This window comes from Azospirillum sp. RU38E, from assembly GCF_900188385.1.
Lineage (GTDB): Bacteria > Pseudomonadota > Alphaproteobacteria > Azospirillales > Azospirillaceae > Niveispirillum.
Window position 1 is genome coordinate 87,612 of the sequence record NZ_FZOI01000002.1, and the last position, 12,302, is coordinate 99,913.

Consider the following 12,302-nt stretch of genomic DNA (forward strand, 5'->3'; position numbering starts at 1 on the left):
GTATAGGCTATCATTGATAATGGCACCCCGTCAGCCCCCTTACCAGACCCGCCCATCCATATCCGCCATCAGGCCGAAACGGTGCCGGATGGCGAACCAGTCATCCGCCAGCATCTCAAACAGATGCACATCGCGCGGTTCGCCATTCTTCACCGCGTGCGCGCGCAGCACGCCGACATGGCGATAGCCCAGCATGGCCTGGCCCTTATGCACCCGCTCATTATCGGCGAAAATCTGGTTCACCAGCTTGCGCAGGCCCAGCGTATAGAAACAATGGTTCAGCATGGGGGCGAAGTTCAGGGCACCGATGCCGATGCGCCCGCGCCGGTCGCCCATATAGACGCCGATGGTGCCCACCCCCCAATCGGGCTGGGTGATGGTGATGCTGCCATAGCCGACATCCACCCCATCCACCTGGATGATGCGGTGGTGGAAGTCGCTGCGCGCCGCGCTGCGGGCCAGCCAGTCGCGCTGGCGGTCCAGATCGTCCGGCACATCGGAAAAGGATTGGCTGGAAATTTCCGGCAGCCGCCGCCAGCCCAGCAACAGGGCGGCATCATCGGGCGTGGGCTGGCGGAAGGACAGGGATTGGGTCATCAAACAGCCTCACGCTTCCAGAAGGGCGGCCAGGGCGTCATGCACATCGCCGATACGCTGTTCCCGCCAGCCCAACATGCCGGGACCGGTGGCACTGGCCCGGCCAGCCTGCACCATTTCACACAAGGGCCGATCCTCCTCAATCACTTGCCGGGCGGACAGGGCCAGTTGGGCGGCAAGGGATCGGCGGAAGGCATCGCCCTTGCGATCGCCTGGATTGTCGACGGGCAGGAAGCTGCGCCATTCCAGCCGTGTCCGGTCCACCGCCAGGGGCACCACCCGATGCACCATCACCAGGGTGCCATGGAAACTGGCGATATAGAGATCGGGGAAGATGAAAGTATGGTCGTATCGGTCCTGGGCGGCAAAACGGGAAAGGTTGCCGCGCGCCACCAGTTTTTCCCACCATTGCGCCGTTGCGGCGGATAGCTTCCAACTGGAATGGCTGTGCGGGCCATGGCGTTGGGTGTGCAGATGCTGACGCCAATCGGCATCCACCGCTGGGTGGATGGTGTGCGGATGCACGGTGGAACCGTGGAAATCATCCAGGGTATTCTCCACCAAAATCTTCCAGTTTGCGGCAAATTCCACCGCATCGGACCCCATGGGGGCCGCCAGGGCAGGGGACATTAATTCCAGCCGCGCCGCAAACGGCCCCAGCCAGTTGGCCAGCGGCGGCGCATCCGTCCGCTGACGGTGGAATAGGAATCCACCGCAGGATTCCACATCCGCACCGTCGGCCACTGCGTCCCCCACCAGCCCGGCATAGCGCCAGGGCAGGCGGATCGACAGTGCCTCGCTTTCGCGCGCGAAGCTGTCCGCCGCGCAAAACCAATGGGCGGGCAACAGGTGGCGGCGGGGTGGCGGCTGGTCATAATTCAGCATCCACAGCCCCGTTGGCTGCTGGGGCGTTCCAGAATCGCCGCATCCGGTCCGATCAGCGACCCATCGGGCAGGCGGCGGGGGAACGGCCCTTCCGTCACCGGCCAACCCTTTACCGGTGCCGGGTTGGCATCGGGTTGGAGATGGCTGAACACCAGCCCGCCCGTCACCAGCACCGCCACCGCCGACAGGGCCAAAGCCTGCCGGTCGGCATCACCCAAATGGAAATCCGTGTCGTTGAAGGGGATGGCCTTGGGCACGCCATCGGCACCATAGACCCAGGCGTGATAGGGGCAGCGCAGCGGCCCCTTGCCGGTGGGTGCCGTCAGCATCTGGGCAAAACGGTGGGAGCAGATATTGCGGAAGCCACGCGGCGTGCCGGCAAAGTTGCGCACCACCACCGGCACCGCGCCCAGCCAGCCGGTGATCCACTGCCCCGGTTCGGCCAGATCAGCGGCGCGGCCCAGCAGCACCCAGCCATCCGTCATGCCGTGCGGCCCCCATCCACCACCATGGATGTGCCGGTGATCCAGCGGGCGGCATCGGACAGCAGGAAACTGATGGCATGGGCCACATCGTCGGGATGGCCGAAGCCCAGCGGCTGCAGCTTTTCCAGATGCTGGATCTGCTCGGCATTCAGCTTTTCAAAGCCGCGTTCGATCAGTTCTGTCATCACGATGCTGGGGACGACGCAATTCACCCGGATGGCATCGGGCAGCAATTCCGCTGACAGGCCCTTGGTGGCGGCGATAATGCCCCCCTTGGCGGCGGCATAGACGACATTGGCCGGCGATGCCGCCGTGGCGGCGGTGGAGGAGATATAGACAAGGCTGGCCGTGTCCGCCTTCACGCCCTTCTGCCGCAACCCCTTGGCCAGGGCCAAGGCAGCGCCCAGGTTGGTGCGCATCACCTGTTCAAAGAAATCCGCCTGGAAAATGCGGATGGGGCGCAGGGTCTGGATGCCGGCGCAATGGGCGATGCCATTGAACGGCCCCGCCTGCTTGGCCTGTTCCTTCATCCAGGCCGGAATGGCGTCAATATCTGACAGGTCGAAGGCGGCGGCCCGGTGGCCGTCGCCGGCCAGGGCTGCCAGCGTTTCCCCCAGTCGGGCCTCATCCCGCCCGTTCAGGGTCAACCGCGCCCCCAGCCGTGACAGCATGATGGCCGTCGCCCGCCCGATCCCCGCCGATGCCCCCGTCACCAACAGGTGACGGCCACTCATATCCATGGGGTTGATGATGGCGGGCATTGGGGGCTTTCCTTCTAACCATGCACTCTCAATAACTTAGCCCCGCAGCCCCCCGCCTGTCCATTCAGGCCGGCAGTTCCTCTGTATCGACATCCGCCTGTGCCGCATCATTATAGCGGGGGCCGTGGATATTGGCCGGTGCGAACAGGGCACCGGCGCGGGCCAGCACATCCGCCGACAGGTTCAGGCCCGATGCCCCGACGTCATCGGTCAGATGCTCCAGGCTGGTGGTGCCGGGCAGGGCGATGATATGCGGGGCCTGGTGCAGCAGCCAGGCCAGCGCCAATTGCGCCATGCTGGCCCCGGCCTCCCGCGCCAGGGTAGCGAAATCGGTCAGCAGCGCCTGATTGGCGCTGAAATTTGGCTCAACAAAGCGCGGCATGGTGCGGCGGATATCCTGCGGGCGCAGCGCCGTCGGGTCGGGCACGCCGCCGGCCAGGAAGCCACGCCCCAGGGGCGAGAAGGCGACAAACGCCGTGCCCAGTTCGCGGCAGGCATCCAGTACCGCCACCTCCGCATTGCGGGTCCAGAGCGAATATTCCGTCTGCACCGCGATGATCGGGTGTTCGGCATGGGCGCGGCGCAGCGTGGCGGCGGAGACTTCCGACAGGCCGATACCCCTGATCTTGCCTTCGCGGATCAGGTCGGCCATGGCACCGACGCTTTCCTCCACCGGCACCGCGCGGTCCCAGCGGTGTAGATAATACAGGTCGATCACATCGGTGCGCAGGCTGCGCAGCGCCTGTTCACAGGTCTGGCGCAGGGTGGCCGGCCGACCATCAATCACCCGCTTGCCGTTGATCGCCGTCATGCCGCATTTGCTGGCCAGCATGAAGCGCTGGCGATGCGGGGACAGGATGCGGCCCACCAGTTCCTCATTCAACCCGCCGCCATAAAGGGCGGCCGTGTCGAAATGGTCCACGCCCAGATCGAGCGCCCCCACCAGCACCCGTTCCGCCTCCGCATCGCTGACGGGCGGGCCATAGGCATGGTTCAGGTTCATGCAGCCCAGGGCGATCTCGCCAATCTGGAACGGGCCGATGCTGCGCTTCTGCATGGGGCTTTATCCTTGGAAATCCAGCGATAGGGGTTTGTTATGATGTGTAACCGTTGGGGGCTGAAATTTCCACCCTGGCCCGGTCCTATCCGGGGATGGCATAGGTGCCGGTGGCATGGGCCACCGGGTCGCCGTCCCCTTCGGAATGGATCAGCACTTCGCCATAGGCCAGCTTGCGCCCCAGTTTCAGCAACCGCGCTTCCCCCAGCAGGGGGCGCAGCGGCGGCTTGCGCAGGAAATTGATTGTCATGTTGCTGGTGACAGCCAGCGGCACGGCACCGATCCGGCTTAACACCGCGCCATAAAGCGCCACATCGGCCAGCGCGAACATGGTGGGGCCGGAAATGGTGCCGCCGGCGCGGCTGCTGCCGGGGCCGGCGGCGACATCCATGGTGCAGCAGCCGTAACCGAGGCTGCGCACGGCGAATCCGCCTTGCCGCACCTGTGGCATATGTTCATCCAGCAGGGCGATGAATTCTTCCCGGCTGATGGCAGGCTGCGGCGCGTGCATTCTGTTCCCTCCCTGTCTTGTCTTTTCCTTTTACCCGCCAAACAGACGCTGGCGCAGCCAGATATGCGTCGGGTCGTGCTGCAGCCGTTCGTGCCAGACGGCGATTTTGGTAAAACCCGGCACCGTTAGCGGCGGCGGGCGGGTAACAATTCCGCTCACATTCCGGGTCAGTCGCTGCGGCACAAGTGCGATGGCGTCCGACTGCTTGACCAGTTCGATCAGCACCAGAAAGCTGGGGACTGTTGCGATCACCCGCCGGCTTCTGTCTAGACGCTCCAGCGCATGGTCAGTGGCACCGCGAAAACGGGTGCCATCATGTGACATGATGGCGTGATCCAGGGTACAGAACCGATCCAGATCCAGGCTGTCTGCCGCCGGGTGCCCTTCTCTGAGGATACAGATATAGTTTTCATCAAAAAGGCGGCGGGCCCGCAGGGTGTCAGGGGCCATCTCCGGTGTCACCAGCGCCAAATCCAGCTGACCGGATTCAAGCTGTGCTGGAAAGGCAGTGGCATCCACCGGCTGAACGGCGATACGCAGGCCGGGCGCTTGTGCCCGCAGAACCCGTAACAGGGGCAGGATAACCGCCGTCTGCGCATAATCGGTTGCTGCGATCCGAACCGTTGCCTGCACGGTGGCCGGATCGAACGCGGCTGGCTGCAACAGAGTTTCAATCTCGGTCAGCATCCGCTTCACAGGTGCCGCCAGTGCTTCCGCACGCGGCGTGGGCAGGATGCCGCGCTGGGTGCGCAGGAATAGCGGGTCGTTAAAGACATCGCGCAGCCTGGCCAGCATGCCGCTGACGGCGGGCTGGCTCAGCCCTAGCCGATCCGCGGCGCGTGTCACCGACCGCGTGTCGATCAGCGCGTCCAACGCCTTCAGCAAATTCAAATCCAAGCCGGTGATATTGGTCATGCTGATATCAGTGATACTGATTGCTAATTTTTCTTATAACACACAGGGGCTTATTTTCCAGTATCAGGCAGCCCGGAATGACCGGGTGCCATCACATTGGAAGCCTCTACCATGTCCGATATCATCTGGCCCGCCGGCTATGTTCCCGGCTTTACCGATAATTATGTTTCCAACGAGGTGATCGTGGCCGGTCTGACCACGATGGATATCTGGCCGTTCCTGGCCATTCCGTCGCGATGGCCGGATTATTATTCCAATGCCGCCGATGTTGAAATTCATGATGGTAAGGGACCGGAGCTGCAGCTGGGCGACAGCTTTTTCTTTCGCACTTTCGGATTTCCCGTGCCGGCCACGGTGGTGGAATGTGTGCCACCAGTGCCGGGTCAGCCGGCGCGCATCGCCTGGCATGGCTGGGCGGGCGAACCCGGTGCGGCGGATCGGCTGGATGTGCATCATGCCTGGCTGATCGAAGACCTGTCGGAGGGACGTGTTCGCATTCTGACCCAGGAAACCCAGAACGGTGCCCCTGCCCGTGAACTGGCTGCCGCCCGCCCCAACCCGATGATCAATGGTCATCAGGATTGGCTGAATGGTCTGGTCGCTGCCGCCCGCAAGGCAAAGGGATGATCTGTCATCGGCTTTTGGCCTGCGGCGGGCAACGTTGCGGGCCAAAGGCCCAAATGCCGCCCCTGCGGCCTGTTGGTATAATTCCATCTGTGCGCCGCACGTTTGTGCAGCTATCTTTCCCAGCGACAAAGCGGGAAGCCGGTTCAACCGGACCCATCCACGGGGAATACCAACAGGAAACATCCTATGAGCGATCAATCTTCGCCCGTTCTTGGCTTTGAAACGCGGGCCATCCATGCCGGGGCCGCCCCGGATGAGGCGACCGGCGCCCGCGCCACCCCGATCTATCAGACCAGTTCCTTTGTCTTCGATGATGTGGAAGACGCAGCCGCCCTGTTCAATCTGCAAAAGGCCGGCTTCATCTATTCCCGCCTGACCAACCCCACGGTTTCCGTTCTGGAAGGCCGGCTGGCCGATCTGGAAGGTGGAGCCGGTGGCACCTGCACCGCGTCCGGCCATTCCGCCCAGATGCTGGCTTTGTTCCCGCTGCTGACGCCGGGCGATGATTTCGTTGCCTCCCGCAAGCTCTACGGCGGCACGCTGAACCAGTTCGCCAACAGCTTCCCGCGTGCCTTTGGCTGGAAATGCAGCTTTGTCAGTGGGGACAGCGCCGATGATTACCGCCGTGCCATCACCCCGCGCACCAAGGCCATCTTCATCGAAAGCCTGGCCAACCCCGGCGGCATCGTCAGCGACATCGCCACCATCGCCAAGGTGGCAGAAGAAGCGGGCATCCCGCTGATCGTCGATAACACGCTGGCGACACCCTATCTCTGCCGGCCCATCGAACATGGCGCCACGCTGGTGGTGCATTCCACCACCAAGTTCCTGACCGGCAATGGCACCTCGGTCGGTGGCGTGGTGATCGACAGCGGCAAGTTCGACTGGTCGCAGGGGGGCCGCTTCCCAGCCCTGACGGAGCCGGAGCCCGGCTATCACGGTCTGCGCTTTGCCGAAACTTTCGGCCCGGCGGCCTTTACCGTGTATGGCCACGCCATCGGCCTGCGCGATCTGGGGCCCTCCATGGCACCTTTGAATGCCTTCCTCGGCATTCTGGGCACGGAAACCCTGGCCCTGCGCATGGAACGGCACTGCGCCAACGCGTTGAAGGTGGCGGAATATCTGGCCGCCCATCCGGCGGTGGCCTGGGTGAACTATGCCGGCCTGCCCGACAGCCCCTATAAGGCATTGGCGGACCGCTACCTGCCCAACGGGGCCGGGGCGATCTTCACCTTCGGGCTGAAGGGGGGCTATGAAGCCGGGGTGAAGCTGGTGGAATCGGTCAAGCTGTTCAGCCATCTGGCCAATATCGGCGACGCCAAATCGCTGATCATCCACCCGTCCAGCACCACACACCGGCAATTGACGCCGGAAGGGCAGGTGGCTGCCGGGGCCGGGCCGGATGTCATCCGCCTGTCCATCGGTCTGGAAAGCGTGAAGGACATTATCGCGGACCTGGAACAGGCTTTGGCCCAGGTTGGGTAAAGTGAAATGTGGCGGGGCGTGTCATACGCCCTGCCACAGCTTTCAGCCCATTGTATGTTCGATCAGTATCTTGGCACCCAGGGCGACCAGCCCGATGCCACCGATTCCCACCGCCCAGCGGCCAAACAGCGGGCCGACGGCACGGCCCAGGAACACGCCGGCCGTTGACAGGCCGAAGGTGACGGCGCCAATCACCAGGGCGCTGACAAAGACCGGGCTGTCAAACAGGGCCAGCGGCACGCCCACGGCCAGCGCATCGACCGAGGTGGCGAATCCGGCGACGAACAGGGCGGAGAAGGTCAGCGTCATGCCGGTCTCCTCCCCCGCATCCGCCTTCAGGGCTTCCCAGACCATGCGGCCGCCGATCAGCAGCAGCAAGCCGAAGGCGATCCAATGGTCTACAGCGTCGATGATGTCGGCGAAGGCCAGCCCCAGGGCAAAGCCGATCAGCGGCATCACCATCTGAAAGCCGCCGAAGACGGCGCCCACAGTCAGGGCAGCCCCCCAGCTCGGGCGACGCAGGGCGGCACCTTTGCCAAGGGCAGCGGCAAAAGCATCCATGGCGAGGCTGAAGGCCAGCGCAACGGTGGTGGAAGCGATCACAATAGATATCCGGGGGCCTGGGGTGAAGCCGAGGCGCATTGCCACCCCCAGGCCACGTCAGGGGCGGATGCGCCATCGGTCTCGTCGAACGGTTCCGGCCAAGGAACCATCGTCCGCGCCACAGGTTCGGGCTGAATGATCGTGCCGAACCTGAGTCTGTTGACGCGGACACCGCCCGGCGGGGGCCAGGGCGGCGGACTACTCCCCAATTGCGAGCCCGGTATAGGGGCAGCTTGCCGTTAGGGTCAAGCCCTGATCCCGCACCTGCGAGCTTGGTGACCGGCAGATGGTCAGTAACCGGCCCGCACCAGCCACTCTATATATGGGGGGCTGCCGCCGCTGATGGGCAGTTCCAGGATACAGGGCAGGTCATAGGGGTGCAGGGTGCGGACGCGGTCACTGACCTGGACGGTGCGCCCGGCCGGGGCCTTGATCAGCAGCACGCATTCCTCCGCCTGCTCCACAGTTCCTTGCCAGCGATAAAGGCTCTCCATACCCCGGAGGATATTGACGCAGGCCACCAGGCCTTCCTCCACCAGCGTTCGGCCGATCAGGCGCGCCGTCTCCCGGTCCGGGGTGGTGACATAAATCAGGATTGCATCGGTCATGGGCTGGCTCCGTCAGGGGAGGGGCGGGCAGTTATTTTTACCCAAGGTGAGGCTAATTTTGCTGTCGTAGAGGGGCGAAAAGCGCCGCCGGGGGTGGTTTGGCCGGATAAAATCGAATTAAATCATTTAATATCAATGAGTTAAAAAAAATTACGATTTTCAGTGATAGAAACGTTGCATCCTGGAAACTCGATGGATATAGTCCGCGCCCGAACGCCGGCTGGTTCAACAGACGGTGTTCGATCGAGAGGTCGGAGCGTGGCGCAGCCTGGTAGCGCACTAGACTGGGGGTCTAGGGGTCGCAGGTTCGAATCCTGTCGCTCCGACCATTCTCTCGGGTCACGGAAGCCAGAAACCGTGACGATATGCGAAAAGGCGCTTTCCAACCGGAAGGCGCCTTTCGTGTTTTTACCTTTGCCCAGGGGATGATTGCAACTTGGGCTTGACCCCTGGATGCCGCTTGCACACCATGCCGCCTGGTTAATTTCAGGGGATGGGCGCAGATGGATAACAGGGATTGCCTGCTGCCAATGGCAGGCTGGGTTCGTCATCAGGTTCAAGAAGATCCGAGCGCCCTCAGCAAGCTAGGGCCCCTGTTGAAGCTTCGTTTACGGGCAGGTAATTCACCGGATGTTGAGGTCTTGGTGGTTTTCGATACCGCCTCGCCCGTCACGCGGCTGGCTCCTGCTCTGCTGCGCCGTATTGTCGGCCACGGGGCGTTTCAGGGCGAGCCGGTCGGGATCTTGACCTTCCACAATGGAATGCAGGTGCGGATTCCGCTGGTCAGCGATCCCGCACTGGCCTCCCCCTATGAGGTCTCCCTCGGGCTCGACCTGCTGCGGCATATGCGTCTGGTGCTCGACTTTACCACCGGAAATTGGGAGTTCCATATTCCCAGCGGTCGCTGATCGGCGGATCACCAGACGCGGCGGCCGCCCGCGATCAGGGCTTCTTCTTCATTTCATTCACCACGGCCCCAGCGCCGGCGCCGACCACGCCGCCGGCGACAGCGCTGCCGACGCTGCCGCCCAGCACGGCGCCCGCACCAGCGCCAATCAGCGCCCCGCTGGCGGCCCGCTGTTCCATATTATTGCCGCAGGCGGACAGCAGCAGCGAAGCGGTGATAATCGCTGCGGCGCCAAGCGCCATCTGGTTACGCATGGTGATCTCCTGTTCTGTTCAATAGCGCGGCCGCTTGCATAACGGCGCCAGGGCCATCGGGTTCCCGCAGGTGCAGGCGATGTCACGGGGCATTCATGCATTGGCAACATGGGTGCAGCAAACCGGCGGCCCGGAAAGACAGAGAAAAATATCCATTGAATCAAAGGGTTTGCGAATAAGGTATTATAATACCTTTTCGCAGTACCTTGTCAGAACAGCATTTTTTGCTTGCGTCATGGGGCTATTGCCCGTACACAAGCCTCCGCTTCGGTGCCACCCCGGTGGGTGGCGCCTTCATCCGTATAAGCCCGAGTGCTCCGATGAAGACCTTTAACCTGAAGCCGTCCGAGATCGAGAAGAAGTGGATTCTGATCGATGCGGAAGGCGTAGTCCTGGGTCGTCTCGCCAGCCAGATCGCCATGATCCTGCGCGGCAAGACCAAGCCCACCTATACCCCGTTCCTGGATTGCGGTGACAATGTCATCGTGATCAATGCCGAGAAGGTCGTCCTGACCGGCAACAAGCGTAACGATGCCATGTTCTACTGGCACACTGGCTTCCCGGGCGGCATCAAGGGCCGTTCCGCTGGTCAGATCCTGGACGGCCGCTTCCCCGAGCGCGTCATCCTGAAGGCCGTTGAGCGCATGATCCCGCGCGGCCCGCTGGGTCGCCGCCAGATGACCAACCTGCGCGTCTATGCCGGTGCGGCTCACCCGCACGAGGCCCAGTCGCCGGTCGTCCTGGACATCGCCGGCCTGAACGCCAAGAACAAGCGGAGCGCCTAATATTATGGCCACCATCAACAGCCTCGCTGATCTGAAGGCCGGCGCTTCCGCCGCCTCCGTCGTCGCTGCCCCGGCCGCTCCGGCCGAGCCGAAGCTGGACGCGTTCGGTCGCGCCTATGCCACCGGCAAGCGCAAGAACGCCGTTGCCCGTGTGTGGGTGAAGCCCGGTACCGGCAAGATCACCGTGAATGGCCGTGAGCTGGCGGTTTATTTCGCCCGCCCCGTGCTGCGCATGATGATCAACCAGCCGTTCCAGATCACCAGCCGCGTCGAGCAGTTCGACATCGTCGCCACCGTGTCCGGTGGTGGTCTGTCGGGTCAGGCCGGTGCGCTGCGTCATGGCATCTCCAAGGCCCTGACCTATTTCGAGCCGGGCCTGCGTCCGCCGCTGAAGGCCGCTGGTCTGCTGACCCGCGATTCTCGTGTTGTTGAGCGTAAGAAGTACGGTAAGGCCAAGGCCCGTCGTAGCTTCCAGTTCTCCAAGCGCTAATCGCGTTTGGTCCCGGTTCGCCGGGTTTGTACGGAGAAAGGGCGCTCCCCAGGCTGGGGGCGCCCTTTTTCTTTATCTTTATCCGGAAAGCGCCGTCCGTGCGCCCTGCCTCTTTCGCACAGAATTTGGCAAATGCGGTTCTAACGACCTGTGATTGTCTGCTATTGTCTCTGCCTCGATCAGGGGAGACGCTTGCCATGGCGGAGCATCGGAACGGCAACATCACGATTGTCGCCGGTCTGCCCGAAGCCACGGGCCCGGTGCCCGATACGCAACGGATGAGCCTGTCCGGCAAGCAGATGCTGGCCTTCCGCCTGCGTAAACAGGGTTGGAGCTATCGCCGGATTTCCGATGCCCTGGGCATCAGCTATCAGCAGGTGCTGGATTGGCTGGAGGCAGAGGGGGCGTCCCCCCCTGTTCCGGTCAGCATGACCCATACCAGCGTGACAGTCCGGCTGGCCGCTGCAAACCAGACCCACTCTGAGATTGCGCCGCTTGCCGCCCCTTCCGCCCCACCCCCGTCCGTGACGGTGGAACTGCTGGAGCGGCTGGACAGCATTGCCGCTGAACAACGTGCCCAGGCCGCCGCGATTGCCGGGCTTGAACGTCGATTGATTGATGTTGTGAAGGCGGAGGCAAAATCGTTGGGGAAGCGGATTGCCGACGCCATCAAAGGTGTCCGTAAGCCGGACGGCCGCGCCTGATTGTTTGTAACATCTTTGTCTTATTGGCTTTTTTCCCTTTGCGCAGTGAACCCATACTTTTGGTCATAGTCATAATTTGTAGCGCAAAGGGATGTAGACGTAGTAGTCTATATGGTGCAAAAGCGGTTAAAGCATAAATGATAATGTCATGGCGGGGGGCGTGTGAACCTGTTTACTGGCAAAAGGCATGGGTTTTTGTGCCCGCTTTTTTTGGCGATTCCATGTTTATTGCCGGGCTGTGGTTCTGATCTACCACATATAGACACGCGCAGGATTGAGGTCAGCGCCGCGCCGGAAGCCAATATGGATTCACCGGTCGCGGTTGATCTGGTTTTTGTCATGGATGCCGATGCGCTGCAAGGTGTTGCCAACCTTTCCGCCGCCCAATGGTTCAAGGATAAGGGCCAGTTGCTGCTGGCCTATCCAACCGGGCTGCGGGTCCGCTCTTTTGAGCTGGTGCCGCGCCGGTCGCTGGCCTACCCGCTGGCCGCGGCGGATGAGGGGGTGGCGGCGCTGGTCTTCGCCCATTACCCCACACCCGGCACCCATCGCGCCCGGGTGGACCGTTTGAAAAGCGTCAATGTGCGCCTGGGGCGCAATGCCTTCACCATAGAGCCGGGACAATAGG

Annotated in this window: 17 protein-coding genes and 1 tRNA gene; 8 read left to right on the forward strand and 10 right to left on the reverse strand. The window is 62.8% G+C overall.

The features are described from left to right. Nucleotides 1–39 precede the first annotated feature (39 nt). The 7 genes from CHB97_RS05635 to CHB97_RS05665 form a co-directional block, all read right to left on the reverse strand. On the reverse strand, nt 40–597 hold the full coding sequence (locus tag CHB97_RS05635; protein ID WP_089286992.1) for a GNAT family N-acetyltransferase: 558 nt from the start codon (nt 595–597) through the stop codon (nt 40–42). A gap of 9 nt (nt 598–606) precedes the next feature. Continuing rightward, a complete protein-coding gene (locus tag CHB97_RS05640; protein WP_089286993.1) occupies nt 607–1,482 on the reverse strand; it encodes an RHO alpha subunit C-terminal catalytic domain-containing protein in 876 nt (291 codons plus the stop codon). Next, nucleotides 1,476–1,967 carry a Rieske (2Fe-2S) protein gene (locus tag CHB97_RS05645; RefSeq protein ID WP_089286994.1) on the reverse strand — a complete coding sequence of 164 codons (492 nt, stop codon included), beginning with the start codon at nt 1,965–1,967 and terminating at the stop codon, nt 1,476–1,478. The genes CHB97_RS05640 and CHB97_RS05645 overlap by 7 nt, the downstream gene beginning before the upstream one ends. Further along, entirely contained in the window at nt 1,964–2,728 is a 765-nt protein-coding gene (locus CHB97_RS05650) for an SDR family NAD(P)-dependent oxidoreductase (RefSeq protein WP_089286995.1), read from the reverse strand. Before CHB97_RS05650 ends, CHB97_RS05645 begins: the two co-directional genes overlap by 4 nt. A 64-nt stretch (nt 2,729–2,792) precedes the next feature. Beyond that, nucleotides 2,793–3,785, reverse strand: a complete 993-nt coding sequence (locus tag CHB97_RS05655; protein WP_089286996.1) for an aldo/keto reductase — start codon at nt 3,783–3,785, stop codon at nt 2,793–2,795. 85 nt (nt 3,786–3,870) lie between these two features. After that, the gene (locus tag CHB97_RS05660) at nt 3,871–4,296 is read right to left on the reverse strand and encodes a PaaI family thioesterase (RefSeq protein WP_089286997.1); all 426 of its coding nucleotides are present in this window, start codon (nt 4,294–4,296) and stop codon (nt 3,871–3,873) included. A gap of 30 nt (nt 4,297–4,326) precedes the next feature. Further along, on the reverse strand, nt 4,327–5,211 hold the full coding sequence (locus CHB97_RS05665) for a LysR family transcriptional regulator (protein WP_089286998.1): 885 nt from the start codon (nt 5,209–5,211) through the stop codon (nt 4,327–4,329). Between the two features lie 111 nt (nt 5,212–5,322). Between CHB97_RS05665 and CHB97_RS05670 the strand changes: the two genes are divergently transcribed. Together CHB97_RS05670 and CHB97_RS05675 are read left to right on the forward strand one after the other, a co-directional pair. Beyond that, entirely contained in the window at nt 5,323–5,838 is a 516-nt protein-coding gene (locus CHB97_RS05670) for an SRPBCC domain-containing protein (protein ID WP_089286999.1), read from the forward strand. Nucleotides 5,839–6,024: 186 nt separating this feature from the next. Beyond that, nucleotides 6,025–7,323, forward strand: coding sequence for an O-acetylhomoserine aminocarboxypropyltransferase (locus CHB97_RS05675; RefSeq protein WP_089287000.1), 1,299 nt, complete (start codon nt 6,025–6,027; stop codon nt 7,321–7,323). 42 nt (nt 7,324–7,365) lie between these two features. On the opposite strand, the gene CHB97_RS05680 is transcribed toward CHB97_RS05675, so the two are convergent. Continuing rightward, complete coding sequence (locus CHB97_RS05680; protein WP_200819830.1) at nt 7,366–7,965, reverse strand: manganese efflux pump MntP family protein; 600 nt, start codon at nt 7,963–7,965, stop codon at nt 7,366–7,368. A gap of 251 nt (nt 7,966–8,216) precedes the next feature. After that, on the reverse strand, nt 8,217–8,534 hold the full coding sequence (cutA, locus tag CHB97_RS05685) for a divalent-cation tolerance protein CutA (RefSeq protein WP_089287001.1): 318 nt from the start codon (nt 8,532–8,534) through the stop codon (nt 8,217–8,219). Between the two features lie 252 nt (nt 8,535–8,786). On the opposite strand from cutA, the gene CHB97_RS05690 reads away from it, so the two are divergent. Both CHB97_RS05690 and CHB97_RS05695 read left to right on the forward strand, forming a co-directional pair. Next, nucleotides 8,787–8,863, forward strand: a tRNA-Pro gene (locus tag CHB97_RS05690). Nucleotides 8,864–9,037: 174 nt separating this feature from the next. Next, nucleotides 9,038–9,442, forward strand: a complete 405-nt coding sequence (locus tag CHB97_RS05695; RefSeq protein WP_089287002.1) for a hypothetical protein — start codon at nt 9,038–9,040, stop codon at nt 9,440–9,442. Between the two features lie 34 nt (nt 9,443–9,476). Here the strand turns inward: CHB97_RS05695 and CHB97_RS26315 are convergent, their stop codons facing one another. Next, entirely contained in the window at nt 9,477–9,695 is a 219-nt protein-coding gene (locus CHB97_RS26315; RefSeq protein WP_089287003.1) for a glycine zipper family protein, read from the reverse strand. 320 nt (nt 9,696–10,015) lie between these two features. Between CHB97_RS26315 and rplM the strand changes: the two genes are divergently transcribed. The 4 genes from rplM (at nt 10,016) to CHB97_RS05720 (ending at nt 12,301) form a co-directional block, all read left to right on the forward strand. Then, nucleotides 10,016–10,480 (forward strand): 50S ribosomal protein L13, encoded by a 465-nt coding sequence (gene rplM / locus CHB97_RS05705; protein ID WP_089287004.1) that lies wholly within the window; start codon nt 10,016–10,018, stop codon nt 10,478–10,480. 4 nt (nt 10,481–10,484) lie between these two features. Then, nucleotides 10,485–10,970, forward strand: a complete 486-nt coding sequence (gene rpsI / locus CHB97_RS05710) for a 30S ribosomal protein S9 (protein WP_089287005.1) — start codon at nt 10,485–10,487, stop codon at nt 10,968–10,970. A 197-nt stretch (nt 10,971–11,167) separates the two neighbouring features. Continuing rightward, the gene (locus CHB97_RS05715; protein WP_089287006.1) at nt 11,168–11,674 is read left to right on the forward strand and encodes a helix-turn-helix domain-containing protein; all 507 of its coding nucleotides are present in this window, start codon (nt 11,168–11,170) and stop codon (nt 11,672–11,674) included. Nucleotides 11,675–11,977: 303 nt separating this feature from the next. Beyond that, nucleotides 11,978–12,301 (forward strand): hypothetical protein, encoded by a 324-nt coding sequence (locus tag CHB97_RS05720; RefSeq protein WP_089287007.1) that lies wholly within the window; start codon nt 11,978–11,980, stop codon nt 12,299–12,301. The last annotated feature ends 1 nt before the right edge of the window (nt 12,302 follow it).